We start from the raw sequence: 20,179 nt of genomic DNA on the forward strand, positions 1-20,179 counted from the left end.
TCAGCTGGACTCACGACTGCTATGCAGCCGAACGCAGCCTCGCGGGCTCGGCAGCTGCTACAGATCGCATTACCGCTCAACTGATAGGCATTAGGCCCGTGCCTGTTCATTGGCGTAGAAGAACAGAGGAACGTCTTCAGTGCCGTGGGCCAGCAGACTGTAAGGCGCGTGGGCGTGCAGCCAGTGCAGGCGTTCAATCCCGCTTAGCGACTGCGGGGCTGGCAAGTGTTCACCGGTCCAGTGCCGATAAGACTCGTCCAACAGTTCGATGGCCGCGGCGTATTCGTTGATTGGCAACCCGCCTTCTCCTCTTCAGATCCTGGTTTCAAGCCCGGCCCAGCCTATCCAAAGCGGCGTGGAAAGTCCTGCTGCCCGGCCGATTAGTTACACGGGGTTAAAACAGTCATGACGGGCAGTGCGTTTATCCCGCTGGCGTTTCTCCATAGAGTCACCTTTACCCTGGTAAACAACGAGGCTCGATTGATGCAGACCCAACTGGACAAGTCCCTGAGTGTTTTTGCGCGGGCAGACCTGCTGCAAGGTCCCACCCCCATTCAGCGGGCTGCGCGACTCGAACAACTGCTGGGCCTGGACAAGCAGGGAATCGGCCTGTTTCTCAAACGCGACGACCACATGTTGATCGGCGGGGGCGGCAACAAGCTGCGCAAGCTTGAATTCCATATCGGCGCGGCGCTGCAAGCCGGGGTCGATACGATCATTACCGTGGGCGGGATCCAGTCCAACCATGCGCGCCTGACCGCCGCGGTGTGTGCCCGGCTGGGTATCGCCTGCGAGCTGTTCCTGACCCGGGCCGTGGCCAAAGCCGAGGTGGATTACGAACTCAACGGCAACGTGCTGCTTGACCAGTTGTTCGGCGCGCAGATGCAGGTGTTTGCCGGCGGTACCGACTCACTGGCCAAAGCCGAGGCCAGGGCCGCGCAGCTTCGGGATATCGGACGCAAGGTCATGGTGCTGCCGACGGGTGGTTCGACCCCCTTGGGCAGCCTCGGCTATGCCCGCTGCGCAGGAGAAATCGCCCGGCAAGAGGCGGAACTGGATCTGAGGTTCAATCAAGTGGTGGTCCCCAACGGCAGCGCCGGGACCCATGCCGGGCTGGCGGCGGGTTTCCAGTTGCTTGGGCGGGGTACCTCGGTGGTCAAGTCGTTTTCGGTGTTGTCGGACCAGGACTCATCAGCGGCGAGAACCCTGCAATTGACCCGCGAGACACTGGTGCTTCTGGGCAGCAGTGCCGAGGTGCAAGCTGCCGGGATGGTGATTGATGGTAGCCAGCTGGGCGCCGGCTACGGCCTGCCAACCGCCGCCATGCAGGACGCGGTACGCCTGATGGCCCGTGCCGAAGGCCTGCTGGTCGACCCGGTGTATTGCGGCAAAGCCTTTGCGGGTTTGCTGGCCGACTTGCAGCAAGGGCGCTTCGCCCCCGGGCACAACGTGCTGTTCGTCATGACCGGCGGCACCCCCGGCCTGTATGCGTACCGGGAAACCTTTCAGGCCTGACGGTCAGTCATCCCGCGTCAGCACTTCCAGCAATTCAATTTCGAAGATCAGATTCGAATTCGGCGTGATCTTGCCCATGGTGCGCTCGCCATAGGCCAGGTGCGCCGGCACCAGCAACTTGCGCTTGCCACCGACCTGCATGCCCATGATGCCCAGGTCCCAACCCTTGATCACCCGCCCGGTGCCGATCACGCACTGGAAGGGTTTGCCCCGGCTGTAGGAAGAATCGAATTCGGTGCCGTCCTCCAGCCAGCCACGGTACTGGGTAGTGATCAGCGCGCCTTTTACGGCGGCTTTTCCGTCACCCACCTGAAGATCGATTACCTGAAGCTCGTCATTCATTGAATTCACTCGTATGCTCTCTCGCCCTCAAGGGCCTGATGGGCGCCGTTTTCCCAGATTTGCCCTCGATTGGCAACCATTGCCGCCTCCCGCGCGGCGTTCAAAGCGGTTTGCTGAACTAAAATAATCAACTATCACCCCTACGGTTCACAGCCCTGATGGCCATCCCCGAATGATCCTGCTCTGGACCAGCGTCATCCTTGGTTCAACGACGCTCAGCCTGATCGTCGTGCTGGTCTGCCGCGCATCAGTGCCACGCGGGTGACGCTGGTGTTTGTCGATATCAATGGCTTCAAGGCCATCAACGACCATTATGGTCATGCGGCCGGCGACCGGGTGCTGGTCACGACAGCCACACGGCTCAAGCGCATTCTGCGCGGCACCGACACCGTCGCCCGGATCGGTGGCGACGAATTCGTGGTCATCCTTCAGGACCTGCCCCAGGGCAAAAACCTGCAAGACGAAGCGCGCAGCATCTGCCAGAAAATCTTCGTCGAACTCTCCCCGCCCGTCACCATCGGCAACGACCAGCGCCACATCGGCACCAGCCTCGGCGTCGCCGTATTCCCCGATCATGCGCCGAGCATCGACCGCTTGCTGCACATTGCCGACCTGGCGATGTATGAGGCCAAGCGCAGCGGCAACAATCAGTATCGGCTGGGCACCGAGAGTGTGGTGCGGGCGCACAGCGAATAGCGCTTCGTCGACGGGTGCCCGGGCGCGTTACATGACTGTTATCATAATAATCATTCAAACTGTACCGGCACCCTTGAATTGCACCCGGACAGGCTGCTCGAAAACCCATCGGAGTTCGCCATGCACATTGCCATTCTGACCTTTGACGGCTTCAACGAACTGGACTCGCTGATCGCATACGGCATGCTCAGCCGGGTTTCCCTGCTCGGGGACAAGGATTGGCGCGTGACCATCGCGTCACCGACGCCGCAGGTCACTTCGATGAATGGTTTGACCGTCGATGCGCACATCGGTCTCTCCGAGGCCTGTCAGGCGGATGCAGTGCTGGTGGGCAGTGGCCGCAAGACCCGGGAAGTGGCCGCCACACCCGGGATCATGGAGCAACTGCAATTCGATCCCGCACGCCAACTGCTGGCAGCCCAGTGCTCCGGCACCTTCCTGCTGGCCAGACTCGGCCTGCTCGGCGATGCCCCGGCCTGCACCGATGCAATCAGCAAGCCCTGGGTGGTGGAAGCCGGGGTCAATGTCGTCAACCAGGCCTTCTACGCCAACGGCAACATTGCCACTGCGGGTGGCTGCCTGGCGTCGCCGTACCTCGCGGCGTGGATCCTGGCCCGGTTGAAAGGCCGCGAAACAGCCCGGGAAGTGCTGAACAATTTCGCCCCGGTGGGTGAGAAGGATGAGTATGTGGCCCGGGGGATGGCGCATATCGAGGCGTTTATCTGACACCCAGGTCACTGTAAAGATCCAACTGGCAACCCACGGTAGATCTTCGGCGAGTCCAGCCTTTATCCTTGACGCCCCCGCTGTGTCGAGTTCTGGAGTTTCGCCCATGCCCCATGAAGGCAACCTGCTACAAGCCGCTGTCGTATTTCTGATGGCAGCCGTGCTCATCGTTCCCTTGGCCAAGCGCCTGCAACTGGGGGCGGTTCTGGGCTATCTGTTTGCCGGAGTGATCATCGGCCCGTCGGTGCTGGGCCTGATCGACAATCCGCAAAGCGTCGCGAACATTTCCGAACTCGGCGTGGTGTTGCTGCTGTTCATCATCGGCCTGGAACTGTCGCCACGACGCTTGTGGGTGATGCGCAAATCAGTGTTCGGCGTGGGCCTGGCGCAAGTGTTGCTCACTGGCACGGTGATTGGCGTGGTGGCGCTGTGGCTGTTTGGCCAGCCGTTGAACACCGCCATCGTCCTCGGCCTGGGCCTGGCGCTGTCGTCCACGGCATTCGGCCTGCAAAGCCTGGCTGAACGCAAGGAACTGACCAGTCCCCACGGGCGACTGGCGTTCGCGATCCTGTTGTTTCAGGACATCGCCGCGATCCCCTTGATCGCCATGGTGCCCTTGCTTGCCGGTGGCGATCACAGCACCACCGCCAGCGAAAACCTGAACCACGGCCTGCAAGTGCTGGCCAGCATCGCCGTGGTGGTGATCGGCGGGCGTTATCTGCTGCGGCCCGTGTTTCGCGTGGTGGCCAAGACCGCGCTGCCAGAAGTCTCCACCGCCACGGCGTTGCTGGTGGTGATCGGCACGGCATGGCTGATGGAACTGGTCGGGATTTCCATGGCCCTGGGCGCCTTCCTCGCCGGCCTGCTGCTGGCGGATTCCGAATATCGCCATGAACTGGAAGCCCAGATCGAACCGTTCAAGGGCCTGTTACTGGGGCTGTTTTTCATCAGCGTCGGCATGGGCGCGAACCTGAGCCTGTTGCTGAGCATGCCGGTGGCGGTGCTGGGCCTGACCTTGCTGCTGATCGCGATCAAACTGCCGCTGCTGTTCCTGGTCGGTCGCCTGGCCGGGGGCTTGAAAAAGGTCAGTGCGATCCGCCTGGGAATCGTGTTGGCGGCAGGTGGTGAATTTGCCTTCGTGGTGTTCAAGATCGGTCGCGACCACGGGTTGTTCGCCACCGAACTGTATGACTTGCTGGTGCTGACCATCACCCTGTCCATGGCCGTGACGCCGCTGTTGCTGCTGCTTTGCGCACGCCTGGTCAGCCCGAAGGTGCAACCGGTGGAAGTGCCGGAGAAGTTCCGCGAAATCGACGCCGACGCGCCAAGGGTGGTGATCGCCGGCATGGGGCGCATGGGTCAGATCGTTGCGCGGATTCTGCGCGCACAGAACATCAAGTTCGTGGCCCTCGACACCTCGGTGGAAACCATCGAACTGTCCCGCAGCTTCGGTGGCGTACCGGTGTTCTACGGCGACCCGATGCGCCCGGAAATCCTCAATGCGGCCAAGGTCGGGGAAGCCGAGTATTTCGTGATCGCCACCGACGACCCGGACACCAACATCAAGACCGCCGAACTGGTGCGCAAGCTCTACCCGCACATGAAAATCATCGCCCGTGCCCGTAACCGCCAGCACGTGCATCGACTGATGGACGTCGGCGCCCACGCCGTGCGCGAAACCTTCCATTCGAGCCTGGAAATGAGCCGGCAAACCCTGATCGGCCTGGGATTGACCCAGGCCCAGGCGGATGCGCGGATCAAGCGTTTCAAGCAGCACGACGAAGAGGTGCTTGAAGCCCAGCATGCGGTGTATGACGACGCGGTGAAAGTGATGCAGACGGCGCAGGAAGCGCGGGTCGAACTGGGCAGGTTGTTCGAGTCGGATCAACTGCAGGAGCAGGCGGGCAAGAATTGAGGTGACTGGAATGCCCTCTTCGCGAGCAAGCCCGCTCCCACACTGGATCTTTGTCGCGCACAAGCTCTTCTGTGGGAGCGGGCTTGCTCGCGAAGAACGATAACGCGGTGTGACGGATCAACAACTACCAAGGAACCACCATGGCTGACCAACCTGCCCCCGCCCTAAAGGAAATCTTCAACACCGAGCGCCTCCAGCACATCGCCACCGAGATGACCGCGGTCTATCCGCCATTCGAGGCCAGGCGCTTCCTGAAGCTGGCCCAATCCGGCCTGGCAGACCTCAGCGTCATGCAGCGCATGGCCCGGGTCAGTGAGTGCCTGCACGCCGTGCTTCCCCTGGACTACGAGGCGTCGCTGCAGGTGCTGCGTGCCCTCGCCCCGCGCCTGAACAGCGGCTTCGTCAGCATGTGCCTGCCGCACTATGTCGCCAGCTACGGCGCCCATGCGTTCGATCAGTCGATGGACGCGCTGAAGTACTTCACCGCTTTTGGCTCTTCGGAATTCGCGATCCGCCACTTTCTGCGCAGTGACCTCGAACGCTCGCTCAAGCTGATGCATGACTGGTCCCTGGATGACAACGAGCACGTGCGGCGCCTGGCCAGCGAAGGATGCCGGCCGCGCCTGCCCTGGTCATTCCGGCTGGAGACCATCCAGGCCGATCCGACATTGGCCGCGAACATCCTCGACAACCTCAAGGCCGACACCAGCCTGTACGTGCGCAAATCCGTGGCCAACCACCTCAACGACATCACCAAGGATCACCCCGACCGGGTGCTGGATCTGATTGAAGGCTGGTCGCTGGACAACCGACACACCGCATGGATCGCCAGACACGCGCTGCGCAGCCTGATCAAACAGGGCAACCAGCGGGCACTGGCGATCATCGGCGCGGGTGGCAAACCCGAGGTCGAGATCGTTGATATAAAAGTCGAACCGCCGGTGATTGGCCTGGGAGAGAAGATCACCCTGTCGTTTGCCGTCAGATCCACGGTAGAAAGCAGTCAGCGCCTGGTGATCGACTACGCCATCGATTACGTCAAGGCCAACGGCAGCACCTCGGCGAAGGTGTTCAAGCTCAAGGCGCTGACGCTGCCGGGTAATGCCGTCGAAGCCGTCAGCCGTGGCCAGCAGATCAAGGAACTCACCACCCGCCGGCATTATGCGGGGCGCCATGCGGTGCATGTCATGGTCAATGGCGAGCGGCTGGCCAGCACGGCGTTCGAGATTGTTGGTTAAACCATTAGATCAATTGTGAATCTACCGACGCCTTCGCGGGCAAGCCCGCTCCCACAGGGGAACGCATTCCAATGTGGGAGCGGGTTTGCTCCGGGCGGCGTTCCGACGAAGGCGCCAGTTCAGGCACCGCCCAACAACAACCCCTGCTCCCGCTCACACAACTCCACCACATAATCCCAAAGCACCCGCAACCGCACCGATTTGTGCAGCTCCCGGCGGGTGCTGATCCAGTAGCTGCGCTGGATGCTTTCATCCGGCAGCAGCGGCACCAGCCCCGGATCGGCACTGGCCATGTAACACGGCAACACGGCAATTCCCAGGCCTGAACGTGCAGCCTGTTGCTGGGCGATCACGCTGGTGCTGTGAAACACCACCTGCGGGTTGCGGCAGAAGCTGTTGAGGAACATCAGTTCCTGGCTGAACAGCAAGTCGTCGACGTAGCCGATCCACGCATGACGCCCCAGGTCTTCGCGACTGCGCAACGGCGGTGAGCGATCGAGGTACTCCCGGCTGGCGTAGAGCGCCAGGCGATAGTCGGTGAGTTTGCGGGTGACCAGCATGTCGGCGGCCGGGCGTTCGAGGTGGATGCTGATTTCCGCCTCGCGGTTGAGGATGCTGACAAAACGCGGCACCGCCACCAGTTCCACCTCCAGCCCCGGATAGCGCTCGAACAAGCCGTTCATGCGACTGGCCAGGAACATGATGCCCAGCCCTTCCGTCACCCCGACGCGGATCTTGCCCAGCGGCGCGGTGGACTGGGTGATTTCCTCCTGGGCCAGCAGCGCCACGTTCTCCATCGCCTCGGCGTGTTTAAGCAACGCCTCGCCCGCCGGGGTCATCTCGTAACCCTGGGCATGCTGGACGAACAACGCCGTACCGAGGCTTTTTTCGATGGCCTCGATGTGCCGCGCCACGGTGGCGTGGGTGGTGTTCAGGCGACGGGCAGCCGTGAGCAAACGCCCGCTGCGCTGCAATTCGAGAAAAAACCGCAGGTCATTCCAGTCGAACATGAAGCGTCCTTGTTCTTTGCCGTTCGGGATGCTGTTTAAAAACGCACAGCAGCTGCGCAAAAACTAACATTCTTTTGACGAAAGCTAACAACTAGGATGACAGACAACAAGAACAACAACACGAGGTCAAGGATGCAGGCTTCCCTGGATGAATACGATTACATCGTGGTCGGGGCCGGGCCGGCCGGGTGTCTGCTGGCCAATCGACTGTCGGCCAATGCGCAACATCGCGTGTTGCTGCTCGAGGCCGGCGGCCGCGACAACTATGCGTGGATTCACATCCCCGTGGGCTACCTGTTCTGCATAGGCAACCCGCGCACCGACTGGTGCTTCAAGACCGAAGCGCAACCGGGCCTGCAAGGCCGCGCCCTGAGCTATCCGCGCGGCAAGGTACTGGGTGGCTGCTCATCCATCAACGGCATGATCTATATGCGCGGCCAGGCCGGCGACTACGACCGCTGGGCCGCCGACGGCAACCCTGGCTGGAGCTGGCAAGACGTGTTGCCGCTGTTCAAGCAGAGTGAAAACCACTTTGCCGGCGCCGCCGAATTTCACGGCGCCGCGGGCGAATGGCGGGTCGAACGCCAGCGCCTGTCATGGCCGATTCTCGATGCGTTCCGCAGCGCCGCCGAACAAAGCGGCATCGCCAGCATCGATGACTTCAACCAGGGCGACAACGAAGGTTGCGGCTATTTCCAGGTCAACCAGAAGGCCGGCATCCGCTGGAACGCGTCCAAGGCCTTTCTCAAACCCATTCGTCAGCGTCCCAATCTCACCGTACTGACCGGTGTCGAAGTCGACCGCGTGTTGCTGGAAAGTGGCCGCGCCTCAGCGGTCAGCGCCCGCTGGCAAGGCCAGGCGAAAACCTTCAAGGCGCGCAAGGAGATCGTCCTGTGTGCCGGCTCGGTGGGCTCGCCCAGCATCCTGCAACGCTCCGGCATCGGCCCGCGTCCACTGCTGGAACGGCTGGGCATTGGCGTCGCCCATGAGCTACCCGGCGTCGGTGGCAACCTGCAGGATCACCTGCAACTGCGGCTGATCTACAAGCTGGAAAATGCCCTCACCCTGAACCAGATTGCCGGCAGCCTGTGGGGCAAGATGGGCATGGGCCTGCGCTACCTGTATGACCGCAGCGGCCCGCTGTCCATGGCGCCGAGCCAGTTGGGCGCCTTTGCCCGCTCGGGGCCGGAGCAGACTTCAGCCAACCTCGAATACCACGTGCAACCGCTGTCACTGGAGCGCTTTGGCGAACCGCTGCATGCCTTCCCGGCGTTCACCGCGTCGGTCTGCGATCTGCGCCCGCAAAGCCGTGGCCGGGTGGAAATCCGTTCCGCCAATCCACAAGAAGCACCGCTGATCCAACCCAATTACCTGAGCCATCCGCAAGACCTGCGGGTCGCCGCCGACGCCATTCGCCTGACCCGGCGCATTGTCGCCGCCCCGGCCCTGCGCGCGTTCAACCCGGTGGAATACCTGCCCGGCGCCAGCCTGCAAAGCGAAGAACAACTGCACGAAGCCGCCGCGCGGATCGGCACCACGATTTTCCATCCGGTGGGTACCTGCCGCATGGGCAATGACGCCGACGCCGTGGTCGATGCGCAACTCAAGGTCCATGGCATCCCCGGCCTGCGCATCGCCGATGCCTCGATCATGCCGCGCATCACCTCGGGCAACACCTGCTCGCCGACGCTGATGATTGCCGAGAAGGCGGCACAAATGATCCTCAACCCCGCCATATACACCACCCCTGTGGGAGCGGGCTTGCTCGCGAAGGCGTCGTGTCATTCAACATCAATGTGAATGATCTACCGTTTTCGCGAGCAAGCCCGCTCCCACAGGAACTTCACTCGATTCACGGACACTGAGCATTACCCCTGAAATGGAACACGCAGCACCAGTGGAACAACAAAAACAATCACTGTGAGGGATACCGGTATGTCAGAAAATGTTCAAACCCTGGAAGCCGTGCGCAGCGCGGGCACCAGCCAGGAAACCCAGAAAGTCATCTTCGCCTCGTCCCTCGGGACGGTCTTCGAGTGGTACGACTTTTTCCTCTATGGCGCCCTCGCGGCGGTGATCAGCAAGCAGTTCTTCGCCGGGGTCAACGACACCACGGCGTTTATCTTTGCGCTGATGGCCTTCGCCGCCGGCTTCATTGTCCGGCCGTTCGGCGCGCTGGTGTTCGGGCGGTTGGGGGACATGATCGGGCGCAAGTACACCTTCCTCGCCACCATCGTCCTCATGGGCCTGGCGACGTTCTGCGTCGGGCTGCTGCCGACCTACGCCAGCATCGGCATCGCCGCGCCGATCATCCTGGTGGTGCTGCGCATGCTCCAGGGCCTGGCCTTGGGCGGTGAATATGGCGGCGCCGCGACCTATGTCGCCGAGCACGCCCCCATCGGCAAGCGTGGCTTCCACACCAGCTGGATTCAATCCACCGCAACCCTGGGCCTGCTGCTCTCGTTGCTGGTGGTGCTGGGCTGCCGCTACTTCACCGGTGACCAGTTCGAAGTCTGGGGCTGGCGCATTCCGTTCCTGTTTTCCATCGTGCTGCTGGGCATCTCGACCTGGATTCGCCTGAGCCTGCACGAGTCGCCGGCCTTCGTGAAAATGAAAGAAGAAGGCAAGCTGTGCAAACAGCCGATTCGCGATTCCTTCGGCAAATGGGAAAACCTCAAGGTGGTGCTGATCGCCCTGTTCAGCATCAATGCCGGGCAAGCGGTGACCTTCTACGCCGCGCAATTCTATGTGCTGTTCTTCCTCACCCAGTTCCTGAAAATGGACCCGGCGGTGGCCAACGGTCTGCTGATTGTCAGCGTGACCATCGGTGCGCCGTTCTTCATTTTCTTTGGCTGGCTGTCGGACAAGGTCGGGCGCAAACCGGTGCTGATGATCGGCCTGCTGCTGGCCACCGCGCTGTACTTCCCGATCTTCAAGACCCTGGCTCACTACGCCAACCCGGCCATCGACCAGGCCAGTCGCCAGGCACCGATCACCGTGATGGCCGACCCGGCCACCTGCACCTTCCAGTTCGACCCGGTGGGCAAGGCGAAATTCGACAGCCCGTGCGACAAGGTCAAGACCTTCCTGGTCAAGCAGGGCCTGCCTTACCAGAGCGCTGCGGCCCCGGCCGGCAGCGGCGTGCAGGTCAGCGTCGGTGAAGTGAAGATCGATGGTTTCGACGAAGCTGCCCTGCGCGGCGCCGTGACCCTCGCCGGTTACCCGCAACAGGCGGACATGCAGCAGATCAACAAGCCGATGATCGTGGCGCTGATCGTCGCGCTGATCATCATCTCCGCGATGTGCTACGGCCCGCTGGCGGCGTTGATGGTCGAACTGTTCCCGACCCGCATCCGCTATACCTCGATGTCCCTGCCCTACCACATCGGCAACGGCTGGTTCGGCGGCTTCCTGCCGACGGTGTCATTTGCCTTGGTGGTGTACACCGGGGACATCTTCTACGGGCTGTGGTACCCGGTGGTGATCACCGGGGTGAGCCTGATAGTGGGGATGATTTGCCTGCGTGAGACACGCAACGTGGATCTCGACAAGAACTGAGGCAATGCCTGCCGACGAGGGAGCAGGCTCCCTCGTCGCGGCGATCAGCTCCAATCAAACTTCGGCATCAAGCAACTCGAACTTCACCTGATCCGGATAGAACGCCAGATACCCGCGGATTTGCTCCACCGACACCTTGGGGTCTTCGTAGCTCCACACCGCGTTGGCGCTTTCATGCCCCGGTACCTGCAGACTGAAATAGCTGGCATCGCCCTTGTACGGGCAATAGCTGGTGTGGTCGGTGCGGGCGAAATATTTCTCGTCGATATCCTCTCGCGGCACGTAGTACACCGGCGGGTAGTTGGCCTCCAGCAACACCAGGGCACGCGCCGAGGCGGCTACTTGAATACCGTGAAATCTCACCAGCAGACAGCCAGGCTGCTCGGCGATGGTGATGACAGGACTAGGACCGGAGCTTTTCATGGAAAACGTTCCTCATGACGGTGATGGACCTGCAAATCGATGATGTGGGAGCGTGGCTTGCCCGCGATGGGCTGCGCAGCAGCCCCAAAACCTGCGACCACGATTTATCAGGTATAACCCAAGTTTCGCCCTCCCGACGGCTTCACAGCCGAACGGAGCCTGCCGGCACAGTCCGTCGGCACGACACACCAGGCTGTACATCCATACAGATAAAGATTGCTCCATCGTCCATCAACCGCCATTCTGTGCACCTCTGGCACATTGATCGACGATGGTGGTTATGCGGCTGTACCTCTGTGAAAAACCTTCCCAGGCCAAAGACATCGCGGCAGTCCTCGGCGCCCGGCGCCGGGGCGATGGCTGCTGGCTGGGAACGGACGTCACGGTGACCTGGTGCATCGGCCACCTGCTGGAAACCGCACCACCGGATGCCTACGACGCGCGCTACAAGCGCTGGGTGCTGGCCGACCTGCCGATCATTCCCGAAAAATGGAAGATGACCGTCAAGCCGCGCACCGCCAGCCAGTACAAGGCGGTCAAGCGCCTGCTCGGTGAAGCCTGCGAACTGATCATTGCCACGGACGCCGACCGCGAGGGCGAGATGATTGCCCGGGAACTGGTGGAGCATTGCCGCTATCGCGGGCCGATCCGCCGCCTCTGGTTGTCGGCGCTGGACGATGCGTCCATCCGCAAGGCCCTCGCGGCCCTCAAACCGGGGAACGAGACCTTCAGCCTCTATCACTCGGCCCTGGGGCGTTCCCGGGCCGACTGGCTGATCGGCATGAACATGAGCCGACTGTTCACCCTGCTGGGGCGCCAGTCCGGCTATCAAGGCGTGCTGCCGGTCGGCCGGGTGCAAACGCCAACCTTGCGCCTGGTGGTGGATCGCGATCGCAGCATCGCCGACTTTGTGCCCGTCCCTTACTGGGCCATCGACGTGCAACTGCAGCACAACGGCACCGCATTCACCGCGCAATGGCGCGCGCCGTCGCAGCTTTGCGACGATCAGGACCGCTGCCTGAACCAGGCGCTGGCGCAACAAGCGGCGGCCGCCATGCGCGGCGCGGCCAGTGCGCGGGTGATCAAGCTGCGCACCGAACGGATGCGCGAAGTGGCCCCGCTGCCGTTCGACCTGGGCACCCTGCAGGAGGTCTGCTCAAAGAAACTCGGCCTCGGCGCCCAGGAAACCCTCGACATCGCCCAGGCGCTCTACGAAACCCACAAAGTCATTACCTACCCGCGCAGTGATTGCGGCTACTTGCCCCTCAGCCAGCACAGCGAGGCACCCGCCATTCTGGCGGCGTTGCGCCAGGCAGATCCGGCGTTGAACGCCTTGCACGATCACCTTGATCCGCAACGGCGCTCACGGGCCTGGAACGATGCCAAGGTCAGCGCACACCACGGCATCATCCCCACCGCCGCTGCGAAAAATCTCGACAAGCTGGCGGGCAAACAACGTGCGGTCTACACCCTGATCCGCGCCCGATACCTGGCGCAGTTCCTGCCCAACCACGAATACGACCGCACCCAGGCCGACTTCGACTGCGCCAGTGAAGCCTTGCGTGCTGTCGGCAAGCAGATCATCGAACCGGGATGGAAACGCGCCCTGCCCGAAGCGCTGGCTCCGGCCAAGGGGCGCGAAGCTCCGGCGCCGCAGACTCTGCCCAACCTGGCCGAAGGCATCGATTGCGCAGTGACCGGCGTGCAATTCAAAGACCTTTGGACGCAACCGCCAAAGCCGTTCACCGAAGGCGACCTGATCAAAGCCATGAAGAATGTCGCCAAACTGGTGGAGGACCCACTGCTCAAGCAAAAGCTCAAGGACACCACCGGCATCGGCACCGAAGCGACCCGTGCGTCGATCATCCAGGGCCTGCTCGACCGTGGTTACCTGGTCAAGAACGGCAAGGCCCTGGCCGCCACGCCGGCCGCGTTCAGCCTGATCGACGCCGTGCCGCGGGCCATCGCCGATCCGGGCACCACGGCGATCTGGGAGCAGGCCCTGGACATGGTGCAAAGCGGGGAAATGAGCCTGGAAGAGTTCGTTACCAAACAGGCGGCCTGGATGAGCAAACAGGTCAGTCGCTGTGCCGGGCTGAGCCTGACCATCAGCGGTCCACCGCCCGGCGGCTCCGCCGCAGCCCCATGGAAGAAAAAACGTAAAGGCGCCCCGCGCAAAGCAGCAAGCGGCACCAAGCGCAGGGCAAAGCCGGCAAGCAAAACCTGAACCCGGCACCGAACCCTGGGGGCAACCATAATGAACGGTGTCCCTGCCCCGGCGTAACTGGAGCCAACCCGTATGCCTTCGATAGAACTGCACGCCGCCCAACGCGATGAACTGCAAACCATCGAAAACCTGATGCAGTTCTACACCTACGACTTCAGTGAATGGTTGCCGCTGAAACTGGGCGAATACGGTTTGTTCAACATCCTGCCCATGCCCGACTACTGGCGAAACCCGGCCACCCGGCCCTTCCTGATCAAGGTCGACGGTGAACTGGCCGGCTTCGTGACCGTGGATAACCAGGTCCATCTACCCGGTGCCGAGAACAACATCGGCTATCTGTTTGTCAGCCGACGCTACCGTGGCCAGGGAGTCGCGCGATTTGTCGTTTCCACCCTCTTGAGCCGATTCCCCGGTCAATGGCAGATTTTCCACATCGATGCGAATCAGCCGGCACGCCTGTTCTGGGCCGCCGCAATGCCGGGGCTGGGCGTTGACGGGTTCACCTTGCATCAACAGCTGGTGGATGGTCATCCCTGCACTTTTTACCGCTTTGAGTGTCCACCTTTGTCGTCCTGACCGACACACCTTCGACTCCCCGCGCTAATTCCCAACAGCTTTGTCCGACAATATGTAGTGACTGAAAATAATCACTACAAAACCGTTGACGCCTCCGATTTGCCCTTGCATGATGCAGACGTCTCCCCGATCGGGAGTACAGGCAACACGTTTGAGCAAGCTCGTCTGACCGCCGAGCTGTTTTTCCCGGATACACGCTGCCCACAAGGCAGATTGAAGAAGCTGACCTGGCCTGAACGTCCAGTACAAGGGCGAGAAGTCTTGGCGAGCAATCCTCATGAAGCTTGTGGCCGACCCTGAAAACGTCGGCAGTAGCCTTAAGGTTTTCGCCGCTTCTCTTCGTTGTGACGCTATTGCGTAGCAGTTATTCAACACGACTACATGCAACGGACGCAGGACCCCGCCCGATAAGGCGGTCGAACGCTGACGTCCTGGTTTCGGTGCCAGGGATCAACTAACCGATGGGCTACCTGTATTAGCGAATCAACTTTGAAAGATCACCAATTGGTCAAGGGGCTTTATGATGAATCTGAACAATCAACCAACTATCGATGAACTGGCTCGTATCTTCGCTGCAAAGAAAGACAGCCACGACAACCATATTCTCTGGATCAGCAAGTGCGGCCAGGTTCATATCGACTGCCTGTCGCCGCACGCCCATGAAGCGGAGTTCGACCAGAACAACCAGAACCTGCTGGCCCGACTGAAGATGTACCGTCGCGGCCAGGGCTATGTCGGCAAGAAGGCCGCGGCCGACAAGGACTTCATCGGTAATGTTCTGCAAACCCTGAAACAGGCCTGGGCCTCGATGCAGAATCAAAACGAAGTTCGGGTGATTGACCGGTTCTACTAATTGAATGAGTCATTACTGACTTATTGAAAAACAGGGCCTGCTCCCAATAAGGAGCAGGCCTTTTTTATACCCGTACAAAGATCAACTGTGGGAGCGGGCTTGCTCGCGAAGGCGGTGTATCAGTCAATACTTATGTTGAATGACACGCCGCCTTCGCGAGCAAGCCCGCTCCCACAGGGGGTTTTGTGGTGGTTATGAAAAATCGGCCCCCAACACCAGATCCACAAACGCCACCGACGCCGCACTGTGATAGTTGTTCTTGCGCCGCAGTAACGCGGCCCCGCGTTCTGGCGCTGCCCCCTGCATGGAAAGCTTGCGCAATGCCCGATCCTGCGTGGCGATGGGTTCCGGCAGGATGGTGGCGATGGCGCAGTGCCGGATGACTTCCAGCAGCGTGTTGACCGAGTTCACTTCAATCACCACTTTGGGCGTGATCTGCGCCTCTGCGAAAAACTCATCGATGCATGTGCGGGTGATGTAGTCCGGGGTCAGCAGCGCAAACTCAAGTTGAGCCACCTCTTCGGCGGACAACGCGTCCTGATACTCGTAAAGCGGATGATCGCGCCCGACCATCAACCCCAAGGTTTCGGTAAACGCCGGGATCGATTCGATGTCGGCGTTTCTCACCCGATCAAACGCAATCGCGACGTCCAGCGAATCATCCGCCAGCCCGGCCTCGATTTCGTCCATCGACAGCTCAAAAATCTCCAGATGGATGTTCGGGTAGCGCGCCACGTAGTCGCGCACCAGCGGCCCTACCAGATAGGCCATGAAGGTTGGCGTCATGGCCAGGCGCAACGTCCCGCGAGACAGATCCTTCACGTCATGCAACGCACGCTTGCCCGCTTCCAGCTCCACCAATACCCGCCGCGCGCATTCAATGTAAGCCTGGCCTGCATCGGTCGGCTTGACCGTGCGCGAGGTGCGGTCGAACAGACTCACGCCCAGAGACTCTTCCAGTTGGCGGATCTGCTGCGACAAGGTTGGCTGGGATACGTGCAGCACTTCGGCGGCGCGAGTGAAACCACCCTGGTCGGCAACCGCCAGCAGATAACGCAAATGTCGAAGCAACACGGGATTCTCCATCTATAGGCAGTGCTTATGGGTTGCATTGTATATCGGTCTTGGACGCTATGAGTCGATCGACAGAAGATGACCCCACACCCAAGCAACGCCACTCCCGATAGGAGAATCACCATGCAACAGTCCCACGCCTACAACGACCCAAGCCTGGCCCTGACCACTTCTGTCCTTGATGCCAAGGCACGCAAAAACCTGTCGTGGCAGGACCTGGCCGACGGCACTGGATTGGGCCTGGCCTACGTCACCGCTGCCCTGCTCGGTCAACATCCGCTGCCGGAAACCGCCGCCAAAGTGGTCGGCGACAAACTCGAACTGGACGCCGACGCCGTGGCCCGGCTACAGATCATCCCGCTGCGCGGCAGCCTCTCGGGTGTGCCGACCGACCCGACCATCTACCGCTTCTACGAAATGATCCAGATCTACGGCACCACCCTCAAAGCCCTGGTCCATGAGCAGTTCGGCGACGGCATCATCAGCGCGATCAACTTCAAGCTCGACATGAAGAAAGTCGAAGATCCGGAAGGCGGCTCCCGCGCCGTCATCACCCTCGACGGCAAGTTCCTGCCCCTGCGTCCTTTCTAAGTTGATACCGGCCCGCACACCCCGTGCGGGCCGCCCCTACCCATGAGGAAGCAATCATGAAAGCGCTCATCGACGGTTTCTTGAAGTTCCAGAAAGAAGCCTTTCCACAACGCACTGACCTGTTCAAACACCTGGCCACCACCCAACATCCAGGTACGCTGTTCATCACCTGTTCCGACAGCCGTGTCGTGCCGGAACTGCTGACCCAACAAGAGCCCGGTGAACTGTTCGTGATCCGTAACGCCGGCAACATCGTGCCGTCCTACAGCCCCCATCCGGGTGGTGTATCGGCCACTGTCGAATACGCCGTCGCTGTGCTCGGCGTCACCGACATCGTGATCTGCGGGCATTCGGACTGCGGCGCCATGACAGCGGTGGCCAAGTGCACATGCATGGATCATCTGCCCGCCGTCAGCGGTTGGCTGCAACACGCCGAATCAGCGAAAGTGATCAACGAAGGCCGGCCACACGCCAGCGAAGCGGCCAAGGTCAGCTCGATGGTTCGGGAAAATGTCATTGCCCAACTGGCCAATATCCAGACGCACCCGAGTGTGCGACTGGCCCAGGAAAAAGGCCTGTTGAACCTGCATGGCTGGGTGTACGACATCGAGACCGGTTCGATCGACGCGCTGGATGCCGACAGCCGAAGCTTTGTGTCGCTGGTCGAGTATCCGGGCACTTGTGCCGTATCGGCCAAGGCGATCAAGGCCGCTTGATCAGAACTGCCGTTTGTTGAAAAAAGTGACCGCCTTTGCAGCGGTCACCGGTTCCGCCATCTCAGCGTTTTACGCCCAGATCGACTTGGGTCATGCGGCTACGAATGGTGAACACGCCATCACCCGAGAGAATCGCACTGCGCGCAAACAGGCGCCCGCTCTCCCAGTTCGAAAGCCCCAGTTCCGGCTTGTTCAGCGCGTACTGGCCGTCGACCCAACGGGTAATGCCATTGCCGACAAAAGGCGCGTTGACGGCGTTGTAGAAACGCTCCTGGGCCTCGGCACTTTCACTGATCAACGACACCGTGAACTGCGGGCTGTAGCGATTGAACAAGGCAATGGCACTGTCCAGATCGTCGACGATTTTCAGGCTGACTTCCGGGGTTTCTTCCCACTCCCATTCACGGCCCAATTGATCTTCCGCCAACGGCTCGGCCTGCGCCTCGGTTTGATAACCCTCGGCGCGGAACACCTCGACCGTTGCAGCCAACCAGTCTTGCGGCAGGTGCGCCTCGCTGCCTTCAACGATGTGCAGCTTGCAACCCTGGCCCCGAGCTGTGCCAGCCTGCTTGAGTGCATCGAGGAACAGCGGCACCAACTCGGCCGCGCGGTCGCGGTGAATCAGGCAGACGTTCAGGGTGTTGCAGACCTTGCGGTCCAGGGAGTTGCGCACCACGGCGGCAAAGCGCCGGGCATCGGCATCGGCGTTGGCGATCAGCCACGCGCCACCGGTGCCGTGCAGGCTGACCGCCGTGCCGGCCTGCTGCGCGATGCTGCCCAACTGGCTGACGGCGCGACCCGAACCACGGGCCACCGCCAATGACAGGCGCCGGTCAGCGAACATCGCCCAACCGGCGGCGTGGTTGACACTTTCCACCAGCGACACGGCACCGGCCGGCAAGCCGGCGTCGCTCAGTGCAGGGTTCAGTGCATGGGCGACGATCGCCTGGGCGGTGCCCAACGCATCACTGCCGATGCGCAGCACCGCAGTATTGCCGGTGCGCAACACACCGGCCGCGTCGGCAAACACATTCGGCCGGCCTTCGAAGACAAACGCGACGATACCCAGCGGCGAGACCACTTGCTCGACCTTCCAGCCATCGTGCTCGACGCAACTGATCACCTTGCCACGGCTGGCCGTTGCATCACGCCACGCGCGCAGGCCGGCGATCATGTCGCGACGCATGCGCTCATCGGCCAGCAACCGGGTGGTCGAGCGACCGCGTGCCTTGGCCCGTTCGATGTCGGCCAGGTTGGCGGCTTCGATCAAGGCCCAGCATTCCGGGGTTTCCAGGCGTTGGGCAAACAGGTCGAAGAAGGCGCTGATCGCCTGGTCAGACACCGCCGACAGCGCGGTGAATGCCGCCTGGGCGCGCTCGATCGCAACGTTGGCCGCTTGCTGGTCCGCCACGGGGATCAGCAGCAACTCGCCGCTGACCTGTTCCACCAACAGGTGATCACCGGGCTGGAAGCGTTGCGCCAGTTCGGGGCTGACGACAGTGACACGATTACCGGCGAAAGGGATCGGCGTGCCAGCGACTAGACGTTCGAGCGCAAGAGACATGAAGCGGTTTCACCATGCTGTGGGCGGTCGGAAAATGTATAGCAATTTCCCCGGAGCGTCACGCTTCGCAGCGGTGATCCCCTGTGGGAGCGGGCTTGCTCGCGAAGGCGGTGTGTCAGATAACACTATGTCAACTGATACACCGCATTCGCGAGCAAGCCCGCTCCCACACTGGTTGTGCGCTTACGTATCTCAATGTGTACACCCCCGCCCCAGACACACCCCGCACGCAAAACCCCGCCACAACGACACACCGCAGATACACCCCGTTGATGAAATACGCCTGTCGATCGGCCTGACCGATCAAAGCGCTCAACTCACGGGGCATGCCCTTGCCGCGCCTCCCCGACCTGAAGGAGATCATCGTCCATGAACACCACCATTTCCTCGGCCGTCAAAGGCCTGCACCTGAACCTCGACCGTGCCGGTGACTGGGTTGCCCCCCTGGCGCTGCGAGTGTTCCTCGCCTGGGAATTCCTCGAGTCCGGCCTGGAAAAATTCAACGGCCAGAACTGGTTTACCGATATCCAGGCGCGCTTCCCGTTTCCGTTCGACCACCTTCCAGCGACGCTGAACTGGGAACTGTCGATGTGGGCCGAACTGATCTTCGCCTTGACCTTGCTGGTGGGCCTGGGCACACGTTTTTCCGCATTGAGCCTGATGGTGGTGACCCTCGTCGCAACCGCCGCCGTTCATTGGCCCGCCGACTGGCATACCCTCAGTGAACTCGCCCAGGGCTATGCCATCAGCAACAAGGGTTACGGCAACTTCAAGCTGCCCTTGATCTATCTTGTAGCCCTCACGCCGCTGCTGCTTTCGGGTGCCGGCAAGCTCAGCATCGATGCGCTGCTGGAGCGATTCATCTGGCGTCGCTGAAAAGCAATCTGCAACCCGGACAAACAAAAGGGGACTTCCATGAAGTCCCCTTTTGTTTGCTCGATGAGTCATATCGTTTATTCGGTATTGGCCGACACTCCCCCACCAGCAGAGTCTTGCGCGATTGCCTGCAACGGCCCCCAATCCCGTCAATCAAATCAGCCCCGGCGAAACACCTACCACTCATCGAAAAACCCTCCCAACCTGTCAGATCTGACAGTAGGCAGCCCCACCCCGTCAGGCTTTAAATCACTCCGTCCCCCATCCCTCGACTGGAGT

17 protein-coding genes and 2 pseudogenes are annotated in these 20,179 nt (G+C 61.3%); 13 read left to right on the forward strand and 6 right to left on the reverse strand.

All coding sequences use genetic code 11. The features are described 5' to 3' along the window. Nucleotides 1-93: 93 nt before the first annotated feature. Nucleotides 94-297, reverse strand: a pseudogene (locus AC07W4_RS26555) (MEKHLA domain-containing protein); the annotation flags it as partial. Between the two features lie 186 nt (nt 298-483). On the opposite strand from AC07W4_RS26555, the gene AC07W4_RS26560 reads away from it, so the two are divergent. Beyond that, nucleotides 484-1,515: a D-cysteine desulfhydrase family protein gene (locus AC07W4_RS26560; RefSeq protein WP_495034558.1), complete on the forward strand. Its 1,032-nt coding sequence runs from the start codon at nt 484-486 to the stop codon at nt 1,513-1,515. 3 nt (nt 1,516-1,518) lie between these two features. Here the strand turns inward: AC07W4_RS26560 and AC07W4_RS26565 are convergent, their stop codons facing one another. Continuing rightward, a complete protein-coding gene (locus AC07W4_RS26565; protein WP_150673256.1) occupies nt 1,519-1,857 on the reverse strand; it encodes an FKBP-type peptidyl-prolyl cis-trans isomerase in 339 nt (112 codons plus the stop codon). Nucleotides 1,858-2,100: 243 nt separating this feature from the next. On the opposite strand from AC07W4_RS26565, the pseudogene AC07W4_RS26570 reads away from it, so the two are divergent. From AC07W4_RS26570 to AC07W4_RS26585, 4 genes and pseudogenes are all read left to right on the forward strand, one after another. Continuing rightward, a pseudogene (locus AC07W4_RS26570) lies at nt 2,101-2,553 on the forward strand (diguanylate cyclase domain-containing protein); the annotation flags it as partial. A 120-nt stretch (nt 2,554-2,673) separates the two neighbouring features. Then, nucleotides 2,674-3,279 carry a DJ-1/PfpI family protein gene (locus AC07W4_RS26575; protein ID WP_495034559.1) on the forward strand — a complete coding sequence of 202 codons (606 nt, stop codon included), beginning with the start codon at nt 2,674-2,676 and terminating at the stop codon, nt 3,277-3,279. Nucleotides 3,280-3,385: 106 nt separating this feature from the next. Then, entirely contained in the window at nt 3,386-5,194 is a 1,809-nt protein-coding gene (locus tag AC07W4_RS26580; protein WP_495034560.1) for a monovalent cation:proton antiporter-2 (CPA2) family protein, read from the forward strand. A 140-nt stretch (nt 5,195-5,334) separates the two neighbouring features. After that, nucleotides 5,335-6,432, forward strand: a complete 1,098-nt coding sequence (locus AC07W4_RS26585; RefSeq protein WP_495034561.1) for a DNA alkylation repair protein — start codon at nt 5,335-5,337, stop codon at nt 6,430-6,432. 119 nt (nt 6,433-6,551) lie between these two features. On the opposite strand, the gene AC07W4_RS26590 is transcribed toward AC07W4_RS26585, so the two are convergent. Further along, on the reverse strand, nt 6,552-7,442 hold the full coding sequence (locus AC07W4_RS26590) for a LysR family transcriptional regulator (RefSeq protein ID WP_495034562.1): 891 nt from the start codon (nt 7,440-7,442) through the stop codon (nt 6,552-6,554). 132 nt (nt 7,443-7,574) lie between these two features. On the opposite strand from AC07W4_RS26590, the gene AC07W4_RS26595 reads away from it, so the two are divergent. Continuing rightward, complete coding sequence (locus AC07W4_RS26595) at nt 7,575-9,242, forward strand: GMC family oxidoreductase (RefSeq protein WP_495034563.1); 1,668 nt, start codon at nt 7,575-7,577, stop codon at nt 9,240-9,242. 135 nt (nt 9,243-9,377) lie between these two features. Beyond that, nucleotides 9,378-11,000: an MFS transporter gene (locus AC07W4_RS26600; RefSeq protein WP_495034564.1), complete on the forward strand. Its 1,623-nt coding sequence runs from the start codon at nt 9,378-9,380 to the stop codon at nt 10,998-11,000. A gap of 54 nt (nt 11,001-11,054) precedes the next feature. On the opposite strand, the gene AC07W4_RS26605 is transcribed toward AC07W4_RS26600, so the two are convergent. Beyond that, nucleotides 11,055-11,423 carry a DUF427 domain-containing protein gene (locus AC07W4_RS26605; protein ID WP_008046975.1) on the reverse strand — a complete coding sequence of 123 codons (369 nt, stop codon included), beginning with the start codon at nt 11,421-11,423 and terminating at the stop codon, nt 11,055-11,057. A 280-nt stretch (nt 11,424-11,703) separates the two neighbouring features. Between AC07W4_RS26605 and AC07W4_RS26610 the strand changes: the two genes are divergently transcribed. The 3 genes from AC07W4_RS26610 to AC07W4_RS26620 all read left to right on the forward strand — a co-directional run bounded on the left by AC07W4_RS26610 (nt 11,704) and on the right by AC07W4_RS26620 (nt 15,079). After that, the gene (locus tag AC07W4_RS26610; RefSeq protein ID WP_495034565.1) at nt 11,704-13,650 is read left to right on the forward strand and encodes a DNA topoisomerase III; all 1,947 of its coding nucleotides are present in this window, start codon (nt 11,704-11,706) and stop codon (nt 13,648-13,650) included. Nucleotides 13,651-13,722: 72 nt separating this feature from the next. Further along, a complete protein-coding gene (locus AC07W4_RS26615) occupies nt 13,723-14,226 on the forward strand; it encodes a GNAT family N-acetyltransferase (RefSeq protein WP_495034566.1) in 504 nt (167 codons plus the stop codon). 523 nt (nt 14,227-14,749) lie between these two features. Further along, complete coding sequence (locus tag AC07W4_RS26620; RefSeq protein WP_032829393.1) at nt 14,750-15,079, forward strand: hypothetical protein; 330 nt, start codon at nt 14,750-14,752, stop codon at nt 15,077-15,079. A gap of 192 nt (nt 15,080-15,271) precedes the next feature. Here the strand turns inward: AC07W4_RS26620 and cynR are convergent, their stop codons facing one another. After that, entirely contained in the window at nt 15,272-16,153 is an 882-nt protein-coding gene (gene cynR, locus AC07W4_RS26625; protein WP_495034567.1) for a transcriptional regulator CynR, read from the reverse strand. Nucleotides 16,154-16,276: 123 nt separating this feature from the next. Between cynR and cynS the strand changes: the two genes are divergently transcribed. Beyond that, the gene (gene cynS, locus AC07W4_RS26630) at nt 16,277-16,744 is read left to right on the forward strand and encodes a cyanase (RefSeq protein ID WP_495034568.1); all 468 of its coding nucleotides are present in this window, start codon (nt 16,277-16,279) and stop codon (nt 16,742-16,744) included. Between the two features lie 56 nt (nt 16,745-16,800). Beyond that, nucleotides 16,801-17,460: a carbonic anhydrase gene (locus tag AC07W4_RS26635; protein WP_495034569.1), complete on the forward strand. Its 660-nt coding sequence runs from the start codon at nt 16,801-16,803 to the stop codon at nt 17,458-17,460. Nucleotides 17,461-17,521: 61 nt separating this feature from the next. Here the strand turns inward: AC07W4_RS26635 and AC07W4_RS26640 are convergent, their stop codons facing one another. Next, nucleotides 17,522-19,024, reverse strand: a complete 1,503-nt coding sequence (locus AC07W4_RS26640) for an aldehyde dehydrogenase family protein (RefSeq protein ID WP_495034570.1) — start codon at nt 19,022-19,024, stop codon at nt 17,522-17,524. A gap of 369 nt (nt 19,025-19,393) precedes the next feature. Here AC07W4_RS26640 and AC07W4_RS26645 point away from each other — a divergent pair, with 369 nt between their 5' ends. After that, a complete protein-coding gene (locus tag AC07W4_RS26645; protein ID WP_495034571.1) occupies nt 19,394-19,900 on the forward strand; it encodes an HvfX family Cu-binding RiPP maturation protein in 507 nt (168 codons plus the stop codon). The last annotated feature ends 279 nt before the right edge of the window (nt 19,901-20,179 follow it).

This window comes from Pseudomonas sp. GW821-FHT02A08, from assembly GCF_059422045.1.